This window comes from Bradyrhizobium sp. 134, assembly GCF_023074155.1.
Classification (GTDB): Bacteria; Pseudomonadota; Alphaproteobacteria; order Rhizobiales; family Xanthobacteraceae; genus Bradyrhizobium.
Genome location: NZ_JADPKX010000034.1, coordinates 558,048 through 578,941 on the forward strand (window position 1 = coordinate 558,048; position 20,894 = coordinate 578,941).

Here is a 20,894-nt window from a genome sequence, read left to right on the forward strand (position 1 = left end):
TTTTTGACCGGAGACTTTGCAATGCAAAGTGAACTTGTGTCCCGCAACGAGAAGCTTCACGTCGGCATCATCATGGACGGCAACGGCAGATGGGCAACGCGGCGCGGCCTGTCGCGCATGCGCGGCCATGAAGCCGGCGTCGAGACGATCCGCCGCATCGTCGAAGCCGCGCCCAAGCAGGGCATCGGCACGCTGACGCTCTACGCCTTCTCGGCCGACAATTGGCGGAGGCCGAAGGCCGAGGTGGCCGCACTGATGACGCTTCTGCGGTTTTACCTCGCCAACGAGGTGCAGAGCCTGGTCAAGAACGGCGTGCGCCTCACCGTGATCGGCCGCCGCGACCGTCTGCCCGACGGCATTGCCAATGCGATTGCGCGTGCGGAAGACGCCACCGCGCACGGCAGCACGCTTCATCTGCGCATTGCCGTCGACTATTCCGCGCGCGACGCCATTCTCAACGCGGCGGCAAAGGCAGCGGCGCTGACGAGTCTCACCCGCGAGGCGTTCTCGCAGCTCGTCACCGGAGAAGCTGGTTTGCGCGACGTCGATCTCATCATCCGCACCTCGGGTGAGAAGCGGCTGTCGGACTTCCTGCTCTGGGAAGGCGCCTATGCCGAGCTGCACTTCACCGAGCGGATGTGGCCCGAATTCGACGCGGGCGATCTCGCCGCGGCTCTGGTCTCCTTCCACGGCCGCGAGCGCCGCTTTGGCGGCCTCCAGGCGATCGTGCCCGAGGAGGTGCCTTCACTCTCTCGCGTGTGACGCACGGCACCGAGCAACGAAACTGTTCGTTTTCGGCCGCAAGATTGGCAGCACCGTCCAAGCGTTAAGCGCGCGGTCTCGGCTAGGTCTGCATTCGATGCAACCTGCCGAAAGCCTCGCGGATGTCACAGTCATTGCTGGATGCCGTTGTCGAGTCAGCCGAAGCCCACGCCACGGTCCGTATCAGGCCCGCCAGCGCGTCCGATGTCGAGAGCCTCTCGATCTATTTCACGAGCCTCTCCGCGACATCGCGCAACAAGCGCTTCATGGGCGCGCGGGCGGACATTGCCGTGGTCGCGGCCGAGTGCGTCGCCAGGACCAGCCATCCCGGTCATTTCACCCTGCTCGCCGAGATCAGGCAGGAGGGGCAAGGCACGATCATCGGCGAAACCAGATACGCCTACGATGCGGCTGCGCGGCATGGTGATTTCGCCATCTCTGTTGCCGATGGCTTTCAGCGCCAGGGCGTCGGCCTCCAGATGATGACGGCGATGGAGAGGCGCGCGAGCGATCTCGGTCACGAGATGATTGCAGCCGAGACCGCGCGCGTGAACGCCGAGATGCGCGGCCTTGCTAAGAAAGCGGGGTTCGAGGACACCGGTCTCGGAGACTGGCAGTCGGTCCATCTCGCCAAGCGTCTATCGCGGGTGCGCGGCTTGCCACAAATTTGAGCAAGCGCGCGACGCCGATCGTGCCCTAGTATCTCCCTGCGACGGAGCTTTGGTCGGATGCGCGCAGTTCTGGATTATTGCACCGGTGGGACGGAGCGGCAGGTTGCGGCCGGCACGCTGATCGTCGCCGAAGGCGGCACCACCGGTCATCTCTATGTGCTGATGCAGGGCAAGCTCGAAGTGCTCAAGGGCGAGATGGTGGTCGCCACGGTAACCGAGCCCGGTGCGGTGCTGGGTGAAATGTCTGTGCTGCTGGGGCAGCCGCACACTGCGACCGTACGGGCCTGCTCCGATTCCGTCGTCTACGAATTCGAGGACGCCGCCTCGTTCCTCAGGCAGGAGGCGGGCGTGGCACTTCTGATCGCCAAGATGCTGGCGCAGCGGCTCAATGTTGCCAACACCTATCTCGCCGATCTCAAGCAGCAATATGCCGGCCATGGCACGCATCTGGCCATGGTCGGCGAGGTGCTCCAGAGCATGATCAACCTGCCGCCGCTCGAGGTCTCGCCAGGTTCGGATCGGCAATCCGATCCAAGAATGTGAGCCAGTCGGGCGGCGCCTCGATCGGAGCGGCGGGCCGCTGCAGCGGCGCGCCAAGATCGATCCATTGCGCCTCGCCGGCCGCAAGCCAGAACGCCCTGTCGGCATCGAGGTCCAGCACGATGTATGTCGGCGGGCGGCCGGGTTGCAAACCGGTGTTGAAGACCCAGGTCTGGCCGAGCCGGTCGAACCACGAGCCATCGGTAATGAACGGCGATTGATGCACATGGCCCGAGATCACCATCGAGGGCTGGTACTGCATGATCCATTGCACCAGCTCGACGTCGCCGAAGAAACGCTTGCCGCCCCAGCTCGTCGGTGAATTCGCCGGCGGCGCGTGATGGATCCAGATCCAGTGCTGCGGCCGGCCGGCCGCGGCGGCGGCGAGCTGCGCGACGAGGCGTTGCTTGACCAGCGGCCCATCCCACCATGGGCACACCGTGAACAGCGTCTCGCCGACGGTGAGGCTGTCACCGTCGCAGGCAATCCCCAACTCGCGCACCTCCGAGATCCAGCGCGAGATCTTTTCGCCTTCCGCATTGCGCTCGTCGAGGTCGTGATTGCCGGAGCAGAGGATCACGCGGGTCTTCGCGGCGAGCAGGGCGAGGTACTTCTTCACCACCACGATCTGCGCGCGAAAATCCACCATCGAGCCGATGTCGAGCGCATCGCCGGCGAAGATCACGAGGTCGAATTGCGGAGCGGCGCTGACGAGCCAGTCGAGCTGAGGCAGCGAATAGTGCAGGTCGGCCACGACCAGGCAGCGCATCGGAAATCCAGGGGTGAGACGTCAAAATGCTCAGGGATTGCAAAATATCTGAACGCAAGAAGCAGACCAGCCGCATCTCTCGCCAATTCAATGCGGGCAGTATGCTGCGGCGCATCCGCGGGTGCAAGCATCGAAGCGTCGCCGGGCTGGACCGGATCATCGAATTCTGATGTCGTGGCGTATCCTCAACAACTCCTGTCCCCAACAACTCGTCTTCCCATGACCTCCTTCAAGACCATTCGTGCGCGCGCCGAAAAACGCAAAGGGGGGCCCAAGGCGCTCGAAAAGCTGATGCCCGGAAAGCCCGACCTGAAGGGCCTCGCCAAACGCGGCGACGACTGTATCCTCGCGGAGATGACGAAGCGTGTGTTTTGTGCCGGCTTTGCCTGGAGCGTGATCGAGACGAAATGGGAGGGGTTCGAAGACGCCTTCCTGCGTTTCCAGCCGGCCAAGCTCACCTTCCAGCCCGAGGATTATTGGGAGGGCCTGCTGCGCGACGCGCGCATCGTGCGCAACGGTGCCAAGATCATGTCGGTGCGCGACAACGCGGCCTTCGTCCAGGAGATCGCAAAAGAGCACGGCAGCTTCGGCCGGTTTCTGGCGAAGTGGCCGCCGTCGGACCAGATCGGCCTGCTCGATCTCCTGAGCAAGCGCGGCAGCCGGTTGGGTGGCAATACCGGCCAGATGCTGCTGCGGTTCGTCGGCTGGGACGGCTTTGTGACGTCCAGGGACGTCGTGGCGTGCCTACGCGATGCCGGTCTCGACATCGCCGAAGAGGTCAAATCGAAGGGCGATCTGGCAAAAGTGCAGGCGCAGTTCAACGCCTGGGCCGAGGAGACCGGACTGTCCTACACATATCTGTCACGCATCTGCGCGCTGTCGGTTGGCGAGAACAGGAGCGAGTAGCGAATTCAGCTCTTGGAATTCAGCTTGGAATTCGGCTCTTGGGATGTCGAATCATGTGCATCCTGTGGCGATCTGGTGCCACAAGCGCGGCAGACGCGACACGCGATCACGAAATGCATTTCTCCGGAACATTTGTGCGCAGCACCTGTTCGGGAGATTGGGCCAGGCGAACATAGGCGCAGGGAACGCTCGCTTTGGCTCAGCTCAATGAAACCGACGACAAAAAACGGAGCAGCTCATGAAGCTCACATCCGAACAGGTGAAGCAGACCGTCAACCAGCTCGGCGCTCAGGTGCTGCCCGACGAGCATCCCGCCATGCCGCAGCTCAACAGCATGTTCGGCGAGCACACTTTCTTCGTCGATGAGACCGGGCTGAAGGTCGTCGAGCCCACGGCGCCGCCCGGCACCGAGCGCCAGAGCGGCGAAGTCGTCAGCCTCGCCGATTGGGGCGATTCCGAGCTGACGCGCCTGATGGCGCATGAGCCCGAGCCAACGGGCGTGATCGTGGTGTTCGAGCACGTGAGGCATTGATCGGCCCCGGCGGATCGACCTTCGGTGGCGAGTCTGAAAACCCGCCATCGTAGATTCGCGCCGCGAGCGCGCTCTGCGCGGCTGTCTGCGTCCGCCGAAAGCCCGTCAGTTTGGTTCAGATGCCGAGAGTCAGCTGCGGCGGCTCCGCATCGTTCCCGGCCTGGAGGGACGACAGCGAGACCCCCAGCAGCCTGACGCTCTTGGGCAGCGGCATCTCGACTTCGAGCAGGCCGCAAGCCAGCCGCTCAAGATCGTCCCGGCCTGCAACCGGCGAAAGAGCGGACCTGCTGCGCGTGATGATCTCGAAGTCGGCAAACTTGATCTTCAAGGTGACGGTGCGGCCACGGCTGCCCGTCGCCTCGCAATGGCGCCACACCTTGTCGACGAGCGGCTTGAGCTCGAGGACCAGTGCATCGAATTCGGTGAGATCGCTTGAGAACGTGGTCTCCGCGCCGATGGACTTGCGGACGCGGTTGGCCCGGACCGGCCGTTCGTCGACGCCGCGCGAGATCCAGTAGTAATAGGCGCCCGACTTGCCGAAATTGGCATTCATGAACTTGAGCGTCTGACGACGAATATCGAGACCGGTGAACATGCCGAGCGCGTTCATCTTCGCGCCCGTGGCCGGGCCTATCCCATGGAATTTTCCGACGGGCAGGGTCTCGACGAAGGCGGGTCCCATCTCCGGTGAGATCACGAACTGACCGTTGGGCTTGCGATGATCGGAGGCGAGCTTGGCCAGAAATTTATTGTAGGAGATGCCGGCCGAAGCGTTGAGGCCCGTCTCGGCCTTGATCCTCTCGCGGATCTTGAGTGCGATGTCGCGCGCCAGCGGGATGCCTTGCAGGTTTTCGGTCACGTCGAGATAGGCCTCATCGAGCGACAAGGGCTCGATGATCGGGGTATGCTCCGCGAAGATGTCGCGGATCTGCCTAGAGATTGCCTTGTAGACCTCGAAGCGCGGTTTGACGAAGACCAGATCGGGACATTGCCGCTTCGCCGTCACCGATGGCATGGCGGAGCGAACGCCGAACTGGCGGGCCTCATAGCTGGCGGCCGCGACGACGCCACGTTCCGCGGAGCCTCCGACCGCGACGGGCTTGCCGCGCAGGTCCGGATTGTCGCGCTGTTCCACGGACGCGTAGAAGGCATCCATGTCGATATGGATGATCTTGCGGACGGGCGAGGCCTCGCCGGCCACCGTGTCGGATTCGCTCATGGCAAGATGATACAATTGAGGGATTAGAAGCGCGAGGTGATGTGTGATTCACCGAGCAATCTCAGGCTTGTGAGTGGCAAGCCTGGGCATGCGATCTAATATGAGGTCGCGGAGGACAGCCCATGCAATACAGCTCCGAACTCATTCGAACGATGCGTCAGGCGCTGGAGGCCGTGATGGCCAGCGTGCCGCCCGATCAGTCGGTCTTCGGCCTGAAGGCGGCTGTAGCCGAATGCATCCTGAAGGCGGCCGCACACGGCCAGACGTCGTACGATGGCCTGGTCACGTCGGCTTCCGACCAGGTCCAGGCGATCATCTCGATGCTGAATTGAGCGTGGGCGCGCGCTGAGCAGGCGATGATTCCGGCCTGCATCGGAAGAGACTGGCGCACCCGACACGATTCGAACGTGTGACCTTTGCCTTCGGAGGGCAACGCTCTATCCAGCTGAGCTACGGGTGCTAGTCGAGGTTCATTTAGCCGATTGGCGAGGGGCGGGCAACCGCTTCCGCCGTCTCCTGCCAGGCTGATTTGGGCTAGGCTGATTTACGGCCCGCGCTGCCAGGAACCGGGACGCCGTCCCGCCCGAGCTTGGCGAACTCGGCGAGCAGCCGTTCGGAGCACAAGACGCGGTTGCGGCCGAGCCGTTTGGCCGCATAGAGCGCCTGGTCGGCCGCGCCCAGCAGCCGGTCGGGGCTGTCGTCGGTTTCGCCGGGAATGTGGCTGGCGACGCCGACACTGAGGGTGACGCGGTCACCGGCCCCGACGGCGCCATGGGTGATCCGCAAAGCCATCACGGCGCAGCGGATCTCGTCGGCGATGACGCAGGCGGCATCGCAATCCATGTCCGGCAGGATCAGCGCGAATTCCTCGCCGCCATAGCGGCTGGCGAGATCGAGCGGGCGCACGGCATGCCGGCTGACGACGGACGCGACCGCGCGCAGGCATTCGTCGCCGCTCTGATGGCCGTGGCGGTCGTTGAACAGCTTGAAATGATCGACGTCGACGAACAGCAGCGCCATCGGCTTCTGCGTCCGCTGGGCGCGGGCCCATTCGTTCATCAGCATCTGGTCGAACGCGCGACGGTTCGACAGGCCGGTCAGCCCGTCCTTGGTGGCAAGCTCCTTCAGGGCCATCTCGGCGCGCTTCTGGTCGGTGAGGTCGCGCAGCGTCTCCACCACCGCAATCAGATGGCCGGCTTCGTCGTGGATCGGGCCGGCGTCGATGGCGAGATAGAGCTGGCTGCCGAGCTTCGGCATCACGCACCAGTTCTCGGCACTGAAGCCGAGCCCGTTATGGCCGCGCGCGCCATACTCCGAATAGAACTCCGGAAGCTGTTCAGGGCGGTCGAGCGCGACAAGGTCGGCGAGGCAAGGGCGCCTGGTCTCGTAGAAAGCCTGCCAGTGCTTATTGGTGCCGATCACCTCGGAGGCGGCAACGCCGGTCAGCCGCTCGCAGGCTCTGTTCCAGATCACCACGCGGCGCTTGGGGTCGATCACGAAGGTCGGCACCACCAGATGCTGCATCAGCCGCACGGCATAGGAATCCGCAACGTCGACTGTCTTGGCTGACGTTTTCCCCGGCTTCGCCATGTCAGGCCACCGCCGCCACCGGCAAAGCATGGCTCGGACCGAACAGCTGTCGCACTTCGCTGGCCGGCTTCGGTCTGCTGAAAAGATAGCCCTGCATCTCCGTGCAGCCGAGCGCGCGCAGCATCTCGCGCTGCGCCTCGGTCTCGACGCCCTCCGCGACCGTGGTCATGTTGCTGGCGGCGGCGATGTTCACCACCGCCTGCACGATCACGGGCGCGCCGCTCGTCTCGGCGATATCGGCGACGAAGCAGCGGTCGATCTTGATCTTGTCGAACGGAAAGCGCTTCAGATAGCTGAGCGAGGAGTAGCCGGTGCCGAAATCGTCGAGCGCGATGCGCACGCCGATGGCGCGGAGCTGGTGCAAGATCGAGAGCGCCGCCTCGTCGTCGCGCATCAGCACGGCCTCGGTGATCTCGAGCTCGAGCCGGCACGGGGCAAGTCCGGAATCCGCGAGCGCGCCGGCGATCCGCAGTGCCAGCGTGTCGCATTTGAGCTGTACCGGCGAGACATTGACCGCGACGCGCACATGCGCCGGCCAGGTCGCGGCCTCGTTGCAGGCCATGCGCAGCACCCAGTCGCCGAGCTCGTTGATCAGGCCGGTGTCCTCGGCAATCGGGATGAACTCCGCCGGCGACACCATGCCGCGCTCGGGATGCCGCCAGCGCAGCAGCGCCTCGCAACCCGTGACATCGTTAGTGCGCAGGTCGACCAGCGGCTGATAGTGGATATCGAAGCCGCCGTTCACCAGGGCCTGGCGCAGATCCTGCTCCAGGCTCAGGCGCGCCTTGGCGCTCGCATCCATCTCCGGCTCGAAGAAGCGGTGGGTGCGGCGTCCCTCGGCCTTGGCGCCGTACATCGCGAGGTCGGCATTCTTGATGAGCTGGTCGAGATCGGTGCCGTCCTGCGGCGCCATCGCGATGCCGATGCTGGCGTCGGTCGAGAGCTGATGACCGAAGCAATGATAGGGCCGGCGGATCGCCTCGAAGATCCGCGTCACGAATGATACCACGTCGGCGGACGACTCGATCCCGGTCTGGATCACCGCGAATTCGTCGCCGCCGAGCCGGGCGATCAGGTCGCCCTGTCCGAGGCAGCCGCGGATGCGGGCCGCGATTCCCTTCAAAAGCTCGTCGCCGACGTGATGACCGAGCGAATCGTTGATGCCCTTGAACTCGTCGACGTCGATATAGAGTAGCGCGAACTGGCTGCCGCCGCCGACCTTCTCAAGTTCGCGCTCGATCTGCTCGCGGAATAGCGTCCGGTTCGGCAGGTCGGTGAGCGCATCGTAATGCGCCATATGCGCGATCTTCTCGTCGGCGCGCCGCCGTTCGGTGACATCCTCGACGACGTTGATGAGGTAACGCGGCTCGCCGGATTCGTCGCGGATTCGGATCCGGGTCGAGGTGATGTAGCGTAGCCCCTTGGCCTGGCTCTGCCAGGCATGTTCGTCCTTGAACAATCCCTCGGCCGCCTTCAGCGCCTTGCTGTCGTCGTCGGTGACGACCCTGGCGGTAGCTTCCGGGTACATGTCGAACGGAGTCTTGCCGACGATGTGATCACCTGATTGGCCGAATTGCTCTTCGGCGGTCCGGTTGACCAGCAGATATCGCCGCGTTTGAGCATCCTTCACCGTGATCTGCGACGGGATGTGATCGATGATCTCGCGCAGGAACATGTAGTTGCGGTCGCGTTCCTGCTCCAGCTTGCGGCGCTCGGTGATGTCTTCGATCGTGGCCACCCATCCGCCCTGCGCGAGCGGAGTGTTGATGACCTGAAAGGCGCGGCCACTCGGCAAGTGATGGCTTCTGGTGGAGACCGTGCCTTCCGCGACGATCCTCATGACTTCGGCGCAAAATGCCTCGACATCGCCGTCGAACGCGCCGCGCTCCTTGCGATGATACATCGCCTCGCGGATGTGACAGCCGGGCTTGATGACATCGTGAGAGAGGCCGAACATGTCGGCGTAGCGGCGGTTGCAGGTGACGATGTAGCCGGCGGCGTCGTACAGGATCAGCCCCTGCGACATGTTGTTCAGGGCGGTGTCGAGCCGGCCCCGCTCCGCTTCCAGCCGCTGCTGCGCCTCGCGGTTCTGCCGGTTGATCTGGCGAACGATCAGGAACAGGATCAGCGCAATCACTGAGGCCGAAAGCGCGGCGGTGGTGACCATGAAACCGGTCTGCTGCCGCCAGTCGGCCAGCGCGGAGCTCGTGGTGTTGGTCGCGACGATGACCAGCGGGAAATGCGAAAGCGAGGCCCCGGAGCCGAGGCGATCCTCGCCGTCGATCGGGCCCTTGACGCGCAGGGTGTGCCGGCCGCCTTCGGCCAGCATCTTGCGCATCAGCGGCGCGTCCTTGAAGTCCCTGCCGATCAGCTCTTCGACATGCGGATAGCGCGACAGCATCTTGCCATTGCGGTCGAACAGCGAAATCGCCGTGCCCTCCGCAAGCGCAACGGATGCGAAATAGTTCTGATAGCTGTCCGGATCGATCCGGCGGACCATCGTGCCGAAGAAGCTGCCGTCCACGCCGTTCAGCCGGCGCGCGACGACCGTGGTCCATTTGCCGATGATGAAGCTGCGGACCGATTCCAGCGCCACCGGTTCGGCCATCGGATTCGATTTGAAGGTCTGAAAGTAGGCGCGCGAGGAGATGTTGATCTTGGGCAGCGGTTGGGCCCGCGACCAGTTGATCAGTTCGCCGTCGGCATCGTAGATCGCGATGTCGCCGAGATAGGACACGGAGCTGATCTTGCTCCGCAACATCTGGTTCGTCGCGGGTCCGGACATGCGCTCGCGGAACATCGCGGCCGAACTGATCTCCGGCAAATTCATCTGCCCGATCACGTCGGCGGCGACGACGTCGGAATCTTCGAATTGCTGATCGAAGTGCCGCGCGATCAGCTGTACCGTATTTTCCAGCTCGCGTTCGCGGTTGGTCAGGGTACGTTCGCGAAATTCGCCGACGGCCATGGCGGTCACCGCGAAGATCCCCGCGACCAGCAACACGCCGCACAAAGTGAGCCACAGCACCGGTCCGCGCCGAATCGCTGCCTCCCAGCCGTGCTTCGCGGCTAGGAACATTCCGGCTGCAATCCTTGCAAAGACCTGGCGCATTCCCCCTCCCTGAAGGGACAGGGATACACCACACAAATGGCGTAAAGCTTAGGAAAGCCAGTTACCTGAGCGTTAATCTCGTTGCGTGATCGCAGTCGCATCCAGCGAGCTGCCGCGCTGCATCATGAATCGTGCGTTAATGCGAGCTGCCCGCGCTCTTATCGCCGCCGAGATTGCGCAGCCGTCCGACCACGCCGGTCGGAAAGAAGTAGACGCTGGCGATGAAGAGCAGCCCGAGCCACAGTAGCCAGCGGTCCGGATGCAACAGCCCCGGCAGCAGCGGCAGACCGGCTTCCGACGCCGCCTTGGAGGCGACGCCCATCAGCGCCTGCAGATAGTTCTGGGCGAGAATGAAGATGGTGGCGCCGATGATCGCGCCGTAGATCGTGCCCATGCCGCCGATCACAACCATCAGGAGAATGTCCAGCATGATCGAGAAGCTGAGCGAGGTATCGGGGCCGGCATAACGCAGCCACAATGCATTGAGAATGCCGGCGCCGGCGGCGACCAGTGCGGCGATGCAGTTGGCGTAGCTCAGGTGGAAGACGGTGCGGAAGCCGAGCGCCTCGGCGCGGAAGCGGTTCTCGCGGATAGCCTGCAGCACGCGCCCGAACGGCGAATTCACCACCCGCAGCAAAGCGAGGATCATCAGGGCCGAGATGGCGAACACCAGATAGTAGGTCAGGATGCGGCCGTTGACTTCGAATGCCAGCACGTTCCTGGAGATCAGCACCGTGCCGGGCCTGAGCAGCTCGGGCAGCTGAAAGCTGCGGCCATCTTCGCCGCCGGTCAGCCAGGACAGTTGCGAGGCCAGCACCTGGAAGGCGGATGCAACCGCGAGCGTGATCATGGCGAAAAAGATCGCGGCGACCCGCAGCGAGAACAGTCCGATCGCAAGTGCAAGCAGTGCGGCAAGCGGCAGGCCGATCACGATGCCGGTTGCAACCGCACCCCAATTCGGGCCCATCCCGTACAGCGCGATCGCGATCGCGTAGCTGCCGATCCCGTAGAACATGGTGTGTGCGAACGACACCGAGCCGGTATAGCCGAGCAGCAAATCGTAGGAGGCGACCAGCGCGGCGAAGACGCAGATCTTGGCCGCGACGTTCAGCGCCTTCGCCCCGGGGAACAGGAACGGCGTCGCCACCAGCGCCAGGATGATGAGGACGAGAACGAGCGTGAGCACGCGGCTGCGCGGCGGATCTCCTGACAGGATCATCATCGGCTGGTCACCGCATAAAGGCCGCGCGGCCGCCACATCAGAATGGCGACCATCAGCAGGATATTGGAGACGAGGGCGAGCTTCGGCACCAGGAAGCCACCGTAATTGGCAATCATCGCCACCAGGATCGCGCCGATGAAGCAGCCGCCGATCGAGCCGAGGCCGCCGATGATGACGACGATGAAGATCAGGACGGTGAGGTCGTCGCTCATGGAGGCGTGGACCTGCTCGCGATATAGCGCCCACATCACGCCGCCGAGGCCGGCCAGCGCCGACCCCGTCATGAACACGCCGAGGAACAGACGGCGGATGCGATAGCCGAGCGCCTCGACCATCTCGCGGTTCTCGACGCCGGCGCGGATCAGAAGCCCGAGCTTGGTGCGGTTGAGCACGAGCTGGATCGCGATGAAGACGGCAAGGCCGATCAGCGTCGCCAGCACGCGGTATTTCGCGATCGCGACGTCGCCGAGGATGAAGGAGCCGCGCAACGACGTCGGCAGTGGCGTCGGGATGATCTGCGGCCCCCACACCGCATACAGCGTCTGTTCGGCGACGATCAGGCCGCCCGTCGTCATCAGGATCTGCTTTAGATGCTGGCCGTAGACGGGCAGGATCAGCACCCGCTCGACAATCAGGCCGAGCGCGCCGGAGACCGCCATCGACAGCAATGCCGCCGGCGCCAGCACCGCGAGGTTGATCCACAGCGAATCCGCCTGGAGGGAAGCGGCGAACGGCGCCAGCACTAGGGTCGCGACATAGGCCCCGACCGCGATGAAGGCGCCATGGCCGAAATTGAGCACGTCCATCAAGCCGAACACGAGCGTGAGCCCGGAGGCCATGATGAAGATCATCATGCCCATCGCGAGGCTCGCGGCCGTCAGCGTCAGCCAGGTGCTGGGGGAGCCGATCAGCGGGATCATCACGAGGGCGACGGCGATCGGCAGCAGGATCGGCGCGATGTCGCGCTTCGGCTTCGGCAGCGGATCGGTTGCGGCGAGCTCGGTCATTGATGCGCCTCCAGGCTCAGGCCGAGCAGCCGCTCCTGCAGCGGCACGTCGGAGGCCAAGGCCGCCATCTCGCCGCGATGAACGATGGTGCCGTTGTCCATCACCAGCACGTTGTCGCCGAGCTCGCGGGCGGCAAAGAAATTCTGCTCGACCATCAGGATCGTGGCGCCCTTGCGCTTGATCTCCTTCAGGCACTCGATCAGCGCCATCACGATCGCTGGAGCCAGTCCCTTGGTCGGCTCGTCAATCAGCAGGAGCTTGCGCGGTTCGACGATGGCGCGGGCAATCGACAACATCTGCTTCTGTCCGCCCGAGAGACTTCCCGCGCGCGATAGCCAGAACCGGCGCAGCGCCGGGAAGAAGCCAAAAATCCAGTCGAGCTGGGCGTCATCGAGCGGCCCGGCGCGCGCCGCCAACACCAGGTTCTCCTTCACCGTGAGGTCGGAAAACACTGCCATGCTCTCCGGCACGTAGCCGACGCCGAGCCGCGCGATGTTGGGCGTCGCACGGCTCTCGATGCGCTCGCCGGCGAGGCTGATCTCGCCGGAGGAAGCCTGCCAGAGGCCCATGATGGTGCGCAACGTCGTGGTCTTGCCGGCGCCATTGCGGCCGAGCAGCATCGTGGTCTGCCCCTGCGCGACAGCGAGGTCGATGCCCTGGAGGATGTGATAGCGGCCGATATGGGTGTGCACGCCGGAGAGCCTCAACAGATCGGTCATGCTGCACCCCCTGCAACTTTATTCCCTTCAGATGTCTTGGGCGCGACGCCGAGATAGGCTTCCTGCACGATCGGTGACGCGATCACTTCGGCCGGCGGACCGTCGGCCACGAGCTGCCCGTTATGCAGCACGATGATGCGGTCGGCGAGCGATCGGACGACGTCCATCTTGTGCTCGACCAGGAGAATGATCCTGCTCTTGTCCTGCTTGAGCTGCGCGATCAGGTTCAGCACGACCGGGACCTCGTCGATGCTCATGCCTGCGGTCGGCTCGTCGAACATGAAAACCTTCGGTTCGAGCGCCATCATCAGCGCGACCTCGAGCTTGCGCTGATCGCCATGCGACAGTGCGGTAGCGGCGACGCCACGGCGGCCGCCGAGCGCGACCTGATCCAGGATAGCATCGGCGCGGGCGATCAGATCGCGGCGGACCATCCAGGGCCGCAGCATGTCGTAGTGAGTGCCGTTGGCGGCCTGCACGGCAAGGCGCACGTTCTCCTCCACCGAGAGGTTCGGAAAGAGGTTTGTGAGCTGGAACGCGCGCCCGAGGCCCGCGCGCGTCCGCATCGGCGCGGAATGCTGGGTGATGTCGGTGCCATCGAACAGAATGCTGCCGCTCGATGCGCGGAGCTGGCCGGAGATCAGGTTGAAATAAGTGGTCTTGCCGGCGCCGTTCGGGCCGACGATCGCGGTGAGCTCGCCCGGGCGGAAGCTGCAGGTGACGCTGTTGACCGCGACATGGCCGCCGAAGCGGATGGTGAGGTCGCGGGTTTCGAGGGTCAGCGTCATGGGTCTGGCAATGATGAGAGGAGAACTTGTCCGCGATCACGCTGCGCTGCCTCCCCCGCTTGCGGGAGAGGCACAGGCGGCCTACGGCCGCCGTTCTTGAAAGAACGCCGATGCGGAGCATCGGCTACTGAGAGGGTGTCTCCGCAATCGAGAACCCCCAGGAGGACAGAGCCGTCTCCCGGCCTCTCCCGCAAGCGGGAGAGCTGGAGAAGCACCTAGCGCTTGTTCTTGATCGGAACGTCCATGTCCTCGATCTTCAGCTCGCGCACCGGCTCGAGCACGGCCCAGGCGACGTTCGGATCGACCTTGACCTTGAAGTGATACATGCTCTGGAGCGCCTGATGGTCTTCCTTGCGGAACATCATCTTGCCCTTCGGCGTGTCGAACTCCAGGCCTTCCATGGCCGTGATCAGCTTCTCGGTGTCGGTCGACTTCGCCTTGGTGACGGCGGCGACGACGGACATCGCTGCGGCGAACCCGCCCGCGGTGAAGAAGTCCGGCGGCGCGTTGAAGCGCTTCTGGTGCTCGGCGACGAACCAATCATTCACAGGGTTCTTCGGGATCGCGTAGAAATAATAGGTCGCGCCTTCCATGCCGGGCAGGCCCTTGTAGGCGGCGAGCGCCGGCAGGATGTTGCCGCCGGTGGACAGTTCGATGCCGTAGCGCTTCGGATCCATGTCCTGGAGTTTTGCCAACGGATTGCCGGCGCCGGCCCAGATCACCCAGATCACCTTGCGGCCCGGCTTGTCCTTCAGCGCGTCGAACAGGCGCTGGCCGACCGCGGTGAAGTCGGTGGTGGAGGTCGGGGCATATTCTTCGGCGGCGAGCGTCGCGCCGGTCTTGCCGAGCGCCTCCTTGAAGGCGGCGACGCCGTCACGGCCGAAGGCGTAGTCCTGCGCCAGCGTCGCGACGGTGACGCCCTGCTTGCCGATCGCGACCGCGTTCGAGATCGCGTCCTGCGACGAGTTGCGCGCGGTGCGGAAGATGTAGCGATTCCACTTCTCGCCGGTAATCTGGTCCGCGACCGCGGGCTCGACGATCAGGATCTTCTTGTTTTCCTCGGCGACGGGCAGGATCGCGAGTGCCGCGGCCGACGAGGTCGTGCCGATCGCGATGTCGGCCTTGTCGTCCTGATAGGCTTCCGCGAGCGCGGCCTTGGAGAGATCCGGCTTGCCTTGGTCGTCCTTGGTGATGACAACGATCTTGCGCCCGTCGAGCGTCATGGTGCCCTTGGTGGCGTATTCAAAACCCATCTGCAGGCCGGTCTCGGTCTGCTTGGCATAGGCCTCGAGCGGGCCGGTCTTGCCGTAGATCAGCGCGACCTTGAGATCGTCGGCCTGTGCGGAGGTGCTCGCGGTGAGGGCGAGGATGGTTGTTGCTAAGATGAGCGATCGACGCACGGTGGTCCCTCCTGATGAATTCTTTGGCCATAGCGATTTGCACAACCGTGCGGACATTGCAATTCCACCTTCCGGCAGACCACGCGACGGGCATGTGTGACATTGTCCCGGCCCGGCCGCGCCGGATCGCTTCTGCCGAGGAAATCGGCAGATGCAATTATGACCTCACCCGTGGAACGGGTTGCTCAGGCTTTGCAAAGTAACGATCAGGCCCGGGGTTACCGCCGATATCCGTTCGCGCGGGAATAGCCCTGCCGGTTCTGTTGCGTCGAGCGGTTTGTGACGCTGGCGCGTGCTTCGCTGGAGATGGGCGTTGCGAGCTTCAGCTCCTCCAGGAAGATCGGCCGGGAAAAATAATAGCCCTGCGCGTAACGGATCTTGGTCGCAGCCTGGAGGTAGGCGAGCTCCTCGTAGGATTCGATGCCTTCGGCAATCACGGTCATGCCGAGCGCTTCGCTCAGGGATTCGATCGCGCGCAGGATGCCCTGGTTGCGCGGGCGCTTATGGATATCGGTGATGAAGGAGCGGTCGATCTTGATCTCGTCCGCGGTGATGTCGGCCAGCGCCGAGAGAGAGGAATAGCCGGTGCCGAAATCGTCGATCGAGATGGCGACGCCGAGCTTGCGGAACATCGGCAGGATCTCGGCCTGGAAATGATTCTTGGCGACGAAGGCGTCTTCCGTCACCTCGATCATGAAGCGCTGCGGAAAGCCGGTGTCGTCGAGCGCCTGGGCAAAGCTGCGCATGAATTCGGGGTTGCCGGCCTGCTTGGCCGCGACGTTGATGCTGATGGTCGCTTCCGCACCGAACGTCTCGTTGATCAGGTCGATCGACTTGACGATCTCGGCGAGCACGAGATGGGTCAGCTCGTCGATCAGCCCGAGTTCGGTGGCAAGATTGATGAACGAGCCCGGCGCCTGGATCACGCCCTCGTCATCACGCAGCCGCACCAGGGCCTCGATGCCCTTCACGTCCTGCGTGCGGATGTCGACCTTGGACTGGAAGGCGCAGCAGAAGCGTTTCTCGAGGATGGCCTGCCGCAGCGACTGCTCGATCTTCATGCGCGCCAGCGCCTCGCGCTCCATGCTGGAGTCGAAGAAGGCCGCCGAACCCTTGCCGTCATTCTTGATGCGGTACATCGCGATGTCGGCGTTCTGACGCAGTGTCTCGAAGCTGCTTCCGTGATCGGGGTAGAGGCTGATGCCGACGGAGGTTGAGGCGAACACTTCCGAATTGTCGATGAAGAACGGCGCGGTCAGCCGCTCCAGCGTCGACTGCATGAACTCGGCGACTTCCTCCGGGCTCTGGATCGGTGACAGCAGCAGCAGGAATTCGTCGCCGGAGATGCGCGACAGCATGTCCGAGTCGCGCAAGCCGCGTCCAAGCCGCTTCGACAGCTCGACCAGCAGGGCATCGCCCACCGCGTGGCCGTAATAGTCGTTGATGTGCTTGAAATTGTCGACGTCGAGAAAGGCGAGCGCAAAGCGCTCGCCGGCGCGACCCTGCGCGAGCAGGCTGGTGGCGCGATGTTCGATCACGCGCCGCGAGGGCAGGCCGGTCAGCTCGTCGAAATAGGCCGAGCGGAACAGCTGGTCCTCGAAATTCTTCTGCTCGGTGATGTCGGAGGAGGCCGAGATCAGCAGCTCACGTCCGTCGAAGCGGACCGGACGGTGGGTGGTCAGCAGCACCTGGCGTGCGGCTCCGTCGTGGAGCGCTTCCTCGGCGACGACCGCACGGCCGGAGCTCAGAGCCTGCCGGCAGGCTTCCTGGCGGGACGCGAGATCGCGCGAGGGGCGGCTGCCGTCCATGCCGAGCTGGGCGGCCGCGACATCGTTGACCAGGAGAAGTTCGCCTTGCGCGTCCTGCACGGTCAGGCCGGCAGGCAGCATTCTAACGATTTCCTTGAGGAATCCGAGTTCGGCTTCGCTCGCGCCGGAATATTTGTTGTCGTTCATAGAAGTCATGAATCTTGTTGTTTCAGCGCGCTTTTGCAATGGCCGCGATCTTGCGCGGTTCCCTCTTAAGTTTGGTTAAGGGGTCCGGAGAATTACGGTGGTGTTTTGCGGCGATGCGACGCGCGCAGCCCATCGTCATTAACAGGGCGTCAACGCGTCCGGCGAAACCGCGAACGACGCGCGCGAACGGCTTTCGGTTGCGCCGTGTCTAACCGTCCTTGGGGATGCGGCATTGCATGGTGCAATGAAGTCCGGTCCTGAGATAGGAGACCTCCGTCTTGCCGTCGAAGGCCGACAGCGCGGACTTCAACAGCTTGGTGCCGAAACCCGGCTCGGAGACCTTGTCGACGCTCGGGCCCTCGGTTTCATCCCAGGTCACGGTCAGACGGTCGTCGCTGACGGTCCATGACACCTGCAACAACCCGCGTGGCGCGGAGAACGCGCCATATTTGCCCGCGTTGGTGGCGAGTTCGTGAAACATCAGGGACAGTGTGACCGCAAGCTTCGGCGGCAGGAACAGCCGGTCGCCGTTGAGCGTGAAGCGGACATGGCCATAAGGGCCGAGCTCGGAGATCAGGAGGTCGCGAATGTCGCAGCCGGCCTTGTCGATCCGCGAGATCAAATCGTCGGTCGCGGCAAGCGACCGCAGTCGCGGATCGATCCGTGCCCAGATTTGCGGCTGATCGTGCAACACTTGATGCAGCACCGCATGCACCGTTGACAGCTTGTTCTTCAGCCGGTGCTGGAGCTCGTCGACCAGCAGCTTGCGATAGTCTTCCTCCTCGATCAGGCGTCTGGAAATCCGGCGCTGCTCGACAAGGAGCGAGCGATAATGCTCGACGCCCCAGATGGTGAGGGCGCTGACCGCCCAATAGAGCGCCAGCAGGGCGAATCGCGCGTTATCGGCAAGGGCCTCGCCAAAATTCACGACGACGCCGAGCACGCCGCCGACCAGCGCCGTGATGATGCCGATGCGGAAGCCGCCGAACGCGGCCGCAAAAAATACGGCCGGGAAATACGGCGTGAAATAGACGTCGGGCCGCACATGGGCGAGAGCCCAGCGCGCCAGCGTCGCAACCAGCAGGCAGGCGACCGCAAACGCGAGGCTCAGGCCGAGCGATGGCGGTGCCACGCCCTGCCAGCCCTTGCGGAATTCGTCGATCAGCTTCCCCATGCGCGATCCGGTGGCGATATGCGTTCGACAATCGAGCGGTCGCCAGGAATGTTACGCATGTCGCCGGCCCCAAGCAAAGCTTGCCTTGTCGGAAGCCGGCAGGAATAGTGCCTGCTGCGGCGCCAACTGTCGCGGCGCCGTCGTAGATCGGTGTCCGCCATTTGGCGTCAAGGGGTTCGAAAACAGGGACATTCCATGGGCAGGTTGGATGGCAAGGTCGCGGTGATCACGGGCGCGACGAGCGGGATCGGGTTGCGCACTGCTGAAGTCTTCGTTGCCGAAGGTGCCAAAATTGTGATCGCGGGCCGGCGCATACCGGAAGGCGAGGCGCTGGCGAAGCAGCTCGGGCCGAATTGCGTCTTCCGCCAGACGGATGTGACGGTCGAAGCGCAGATGCAGGCGCTGATCGCGCTCGCCGTGGACAAATTCGGCCGCATCGACTGCCTGTTCAACAATGCCGGCGGCCCGGCGCAGACCGGCGGCATCGAAGGCCTCGAGGTCGAGCGCTTCGACGCGGCGAGGGCGACCCTGCTGCGCAGCGTCATGCTCGGCATGAAGCACGCCGCGCCCCACATGAAGAAGCAGGGCTTTGGCAGCATCATCAACAATGGCAGCATCGCCGGCCGTCTGGCCGGCTTCTCGTCGTCGATGGTCTATGGTGCAGCCAAGGCGGCGGTGATCCACCTCACCAAATGTGTGGCGATGGAGCTCGGCGAATCCAACGTCCGCGTCAACTCGATCTCGCCCGGCGCCATCGCGACCGGCATTTTCGGCAAGGCGCTCGGGCTTTCGACCGACGCGGCGGAGAAGACGCCGGCGGTGATGCGCGAGGTCTACAAGACCGCGCAACCGATCCCGCGCGCCGGCCTTCCCGATGACATCGCCCACGCAGCGGTGTTCCTGGCCAGCGACGAATCCAGCTTCATCAACGGCCATGACCTCGTCATCGACGGCGCGATGACCGGCGGCCGCAACTGGAGCCAGCAGCAGCAGGGCTACGTGGCCCTGCGCAAGGCGTTCGATCAGGGGGCGGATAATTTCGTCATTGCGAGGAGCGAAGCGACGAAGCAATCCAGGCTGCTTCCGCGGACGCAGTCTGGATTGCTTCGCTTCGCTCGCAATGACGACTGCGATGCTCACACCGCCTTCACCCGCACCCGCAATCCGTCGCGCGGTTTCGGGATCGGCCACATCTGCCAGTCCGGCTTGTAGCCGGGCTCGAGCGATACCTCGATGTTCTGCAAGAAGTGCCGCGCGAAGCATTTGGCCTGCATGTAGGCGAAGTGCAGGCCGAGGCACATATGCGCGCCGCCGCCGAACGGGACCCAGGCGAAGCGGTGGCGGTTGCGCTGGGCCTCCTCGGTGAAGCGCAGCGGATCGAAGCGATCCGGCTCCGGCCAGATGTCCTTCATGTGGTGGGTGTAGAGCGGATTGACGCCGATCGCGGTGCCGGCCGGAATCGAAAAACCCTTGAAAGTGAAATCGCGCATGGCGCGGCGCGGCATTGAGGGCACCGGCGGCTTGATCCGCAGCGCTTCCTTGAACGCCATCTCCGACAGCGGCATCTTTTCGAGATCGTCGAAGCTGCTCGGCGCATCGGGGGCGAGCCCCAGCGCCATGACCTCCGCGCGAAGCTTGTCCTGCCAGTCGGGATTTGCCGCGAGCTCGCCGATGAACGAGGTCAGTGACGAGGTCAGCGTGTCGTGCGCCGCCATCATCAGAAAGCTCATGTGGTCGATGATGTCCTGTTCCGAGAGCAGCGCGCCGTCCTCGTGGGTTGCGCGGCAGAGCTGCGAGAACAGGTCATCACCGCCGTGATTGCCGCGTCGCAGCGGAATCTGCTCGCGGAAATAAGCGACGATGCGCTTGCGTCCCCTGACGCCGGCCGCCATCTGCGTGCCGGGCAGCGGTCGGCGGATCGGGGCGACGGCGGCGGCGACCATGTCGACGAAGGCGCGGTTGATCTCGTCGACCTCCGGCCCGATATCGGCGCCGAGAAAGGACGCGGCGGCGAGATCGAGCGTGAGCTGCTTCATCGCCGGATAGAGCTGCATCTCGCCGGGCTTGGCCTTCCACTGCGCGACGCGGGCGGCGATGCCGCAGTCGAGATCGCTCAGATACGATTTCATCGGTCCGGACTTGAACGCGACCGACAGCGCCTTGCGGTGCAGCCGGTGCTCCTCGAAATCCAGCAGCATCAATCCGCGCGGAAACAACAGGCCGAGCACCTTGTTCCAGCCATGGGTCGAGGAGAACAGCTTTTGCTGGTCGAACAGCACGAGTTCGTTGGCCTCGGGGCCAAGCAGCACGACATTGGTCTCGCCGAAGAAATGCGTGCGATAGACCAGGCCGTATTTGGCGCCGTTCGCCTCGATATGCCCTTTAGGGTCCGCGAGCACCTGGAAGGTCTTGCCGATGATCGGCCAGCCTTCGTCGCCGGGGATGTGGGTCAGCTCGTTGCGCTTGGGCGGAGTGAAGCCGAGCGCAGGCGCGGCCACATTCTGCATCGACATGACGATTGCTCCGGT

18 protein-coding genes, 1 tRNA gene and 1 pseudogene are annotated in these 20,894 nt (G+C 64.0%); 7 read left to right on the forward strand and 13 right to left on the reverse strand.

The features are described from left to right. The first annotated feature begins 21 nt into the window (after positions 1-21). The 3 genes from IVA75_RS12305 to IVA75_RS12315 all read left to right on the forward strand — a co-directional run bounded on the left by IVA75_RS12305 (position 22) and on the right by IVA75_RS12315 (position 1,976). The gene (locus tag IVA75_RS12305) at positions 22-762 is read left to right on the forward strand and encodes a di-trans,poly-cis-decaprenylcistransferase (protein WP_247285164.1); all 741 of its coding nucleotides are present in this window, start codon (positions 22-24) and stop codon (positions 760-762) included. A gap of 122 nt (positions 763-884) precedes the next feature. Then, positions 885-1,433, forward strand: coding sequence for a GNAT family N-acetyltransferase (locus IVA75_RS12310; RefSeq protein WP_247285165.1), 549 nt, complete (start codon positions 885-887; stop codon positions 1,431-1,433). A 57-nt stretch (positions 1,434-1,490) separates the two neighbouring features. Further along, entirely contained in the window at positions 1,491-1,976 is a 486-nt protein-coding gene (locus tag IVA75_RS12315; RefSeq protein ID WP_027566081.1) for a cyclic nucleotide-binding domain-containing protein, read from the forward strand. Here the strand turns inward: IVA75_RS12315 and IVA75_RS12320 are convergent. After that, positions 1,915-2,742 carry a metallophosphoesterase family protein gene (locus IVA75_RS12320; protein ID WP_247285166.1) on the reverse strand — a complete coding sequence of 276 codons (828 nt, stop codon included), beginning with the start codon at positions 2,740-2,742 and terminating at the stop codon, positions 1,915-1,917. The genes IVA75_RS12315 and IVA75_RS12320 overlap by 62 nt on opposite strands. Positions 2,743-2,961: 219 nt before the next feature. Between IVA75_RS12320 and IVA75_RS12325 the strand changes: the two genes are divergently transcribed. After that, the gene (locus IVA75_RS12325) at positions 2,962-3,648 is read left to right on the forward strand and encodes a DNA-3-methyladenine glycosylase I (protein ID WP_247285167.1); all 687 of its coding nucleotides are present in this window, start codon (positions 2,962-2,964) and stop codon (positions 3,646-3,648) included. Between the two features lie 238 nt (positions 3,649-3,886). Then, complete coding sequence (locus IVA75_RS12330; protein WP_007598221.1) at positions 3,887-4,180, forward strand: hypothetical protein; 294 nt, start codon at positions 3,887-3,889, stop codon at positions 4,178-4,180. 115 nt (positions 4,181-4,295) lie between these two features. On the opposite strand, the gene dinB is transcribed toward IVA75_RS12330, so the two are convergent. Further along, entirely contained in the window at positions 4,296-5,399 is a 1,104-nt protein-coding gene (gene dinB / locus IVA75_RS12335) for a DNA polymerase IV (RefSeq protein ID WP_247285168.1), read from the reverse strand. A gap of 122 nt (positions 5,400-5,521) precedes the next feature. Between dinB and IVA75_RS12340 the strand changes: the two genes are divergently transcribed. Further along, positions 5,522-5,731 carry a hypothetical protein gene (locus IVA75_RS12340; protein WP_007598219.1) on the forward strand — a complete coding sequence of 70 codons (210 nt, stop codon included), beginning with the start codon at positions 5,522-5,524 and terminating at the stop codon, positions 5,729-5,731. 51 nt (positions 5,732-5,782) lie between these two features. Here the strand turns inward: IVA75_RS12340 and IVA75_RS12345 are convergent. The 10 genes from IVA75_RS12345 to IVA75_RS12390 form a co-directional block, all read right to left on the reverse strand. Further along, positions 5,783-5,859: transfer RNA gene (locus IVA75_RS12345), tRNA-Arg, on the reverse strand. Positions 5,860-5,933: 74 nt separating this feature from the next. Continuing rightward, entirely contained in the window at positions 5,934-6,989 is a 1,056-nt protein-coding gene (locus tag IVA75_RS12350; protein ID WP_247285169.1) for a diguanylate cyclase, read from the reverse strand. Between the two features lies 1 nt (position 6,990). Then, positions 6,991-10,101 (reverse strand): EAL domain-containing protein, encoded by a 3,111-nt coding sequence (locus tag IVA75_RS12355; protein ID WP_247285170.1) that lies wholly within the window; start codon positions 10,099-10,101, stop codon positions 6,991-6,993. Positions 10,102-10,237: 136 nt separating this feature from the next. After that, the gene (locus IVA75_RS12360) at positions 10,238-11,323 is read right to left on the reverse strand and encodes a branched-chain amino acid ABC transporter permease (RefSeq protein ID WP_247285171.1); all 1,086 of its coding nucleotides are present in this window, start codon (positions 11,321-11,323) and stop codon (positions 10,238-10,240) included. Beyond that, positions 11,320-12,330, reverse strand: coding sequence for a branched-chain amino acid ABC transporter permease (locus IVA75_RS12365; protein WP_027566072.1), 1,011 nt, complete (start codon positions 12,328-12,330; stop codon positions 11,320-11,322). Before IVA75_RS12365 ends, IVA75_RS12360 begins: the two co-directional genes overlap by 4 nt. Continuing rightward, positions 12,327-13,049: an ABC transporter ATP-binding protein gene (locus tag IVA75_RS12370; protein ID WP_247285172.1), complete on the reverse strand. Its 723-nt coding sequence runs from the start codon at positions 13,047-13,049 to the stop codon at positions 12,327-12,329. The genes IVA75_RS12365 and IVA75_RS12370 overlap by 4 nt, the downstream gene beginning before the upstream one ends. After that, positions 13,046-13,837, reverse strand: a complete 792-nt coding sequence (locus tag IVA75_RS12375; RefSeq protein ID WP_247285173.1) for an ABC transporter ATP-binding protein — start codon at positions 13,835-13,837, stop codon at positions 13,046-13,048. Before IVA75_RS12375 ends, IVA75_RS12370 begins: the two co-directional genes overlap by 4 nt. A 215-nt stretch (positions 13,838-14,052) precedes the next feature. Further along, entirely contained in the window at positions 14,053-15,237 is a 1,185-nt protein-coding gene (locus tag IVA75_RS12380) for a substrate-binding domain-containing protein (RefSeq protein ID WP_247285174.1), read from the reverse strand. Positions 15,238-15,455: 218 nt separating this feature from the next. Next, a complete protein-coding gene (locus IVA75_RS12385) occupies positions 15,456-17,192 on the reverse strand; it encodes an EAL domain-containing protein (protein ID WP_247285175.1) in 1,737 nt (578 codons plus the stop codon). Positions 17,193-17,400: 208 nt separating this feature from the next. Next, positions 17,401-18,366, reverse strand: a complete 966-nt coding sequence (locus IVA75_RS12390; RefSeq protein ID WP_247285176.1) for a sensor histidine kinase — start codon at positions 18,364-18,366, stop codon at positions 17,401-17,403. Positions 18,367-18,561: 195 nt separating this feature from the next. Here IVA75_RS12390 and IVA75_RS12395 point away from each other — a divergent pair. Beyond that, a pseudogene (locus tag IVA75_RS12395) lies at positions 18,562-19,398 on the forward strand (glucose 1-dehydrogenase); the annotation flags it as partial. Between the two features lie 104 nt (positions 19,399-19,502). Here IVA75_RS12395 and IVA75_RS12400 read toward each other — a convergent pair. Beyond that, complete coding sequence (locus IVA75_RS12400; RefSeq protein WP_247285177.1) at positions 19,503-20,879, reverse strand: cytochrome P450; 1,377 nt, start codon at positions 20,877-20,879, stop codon at positions 19,503-19,505. Positions 20,880-20,894: the final 15 nt, after the last annotated feature.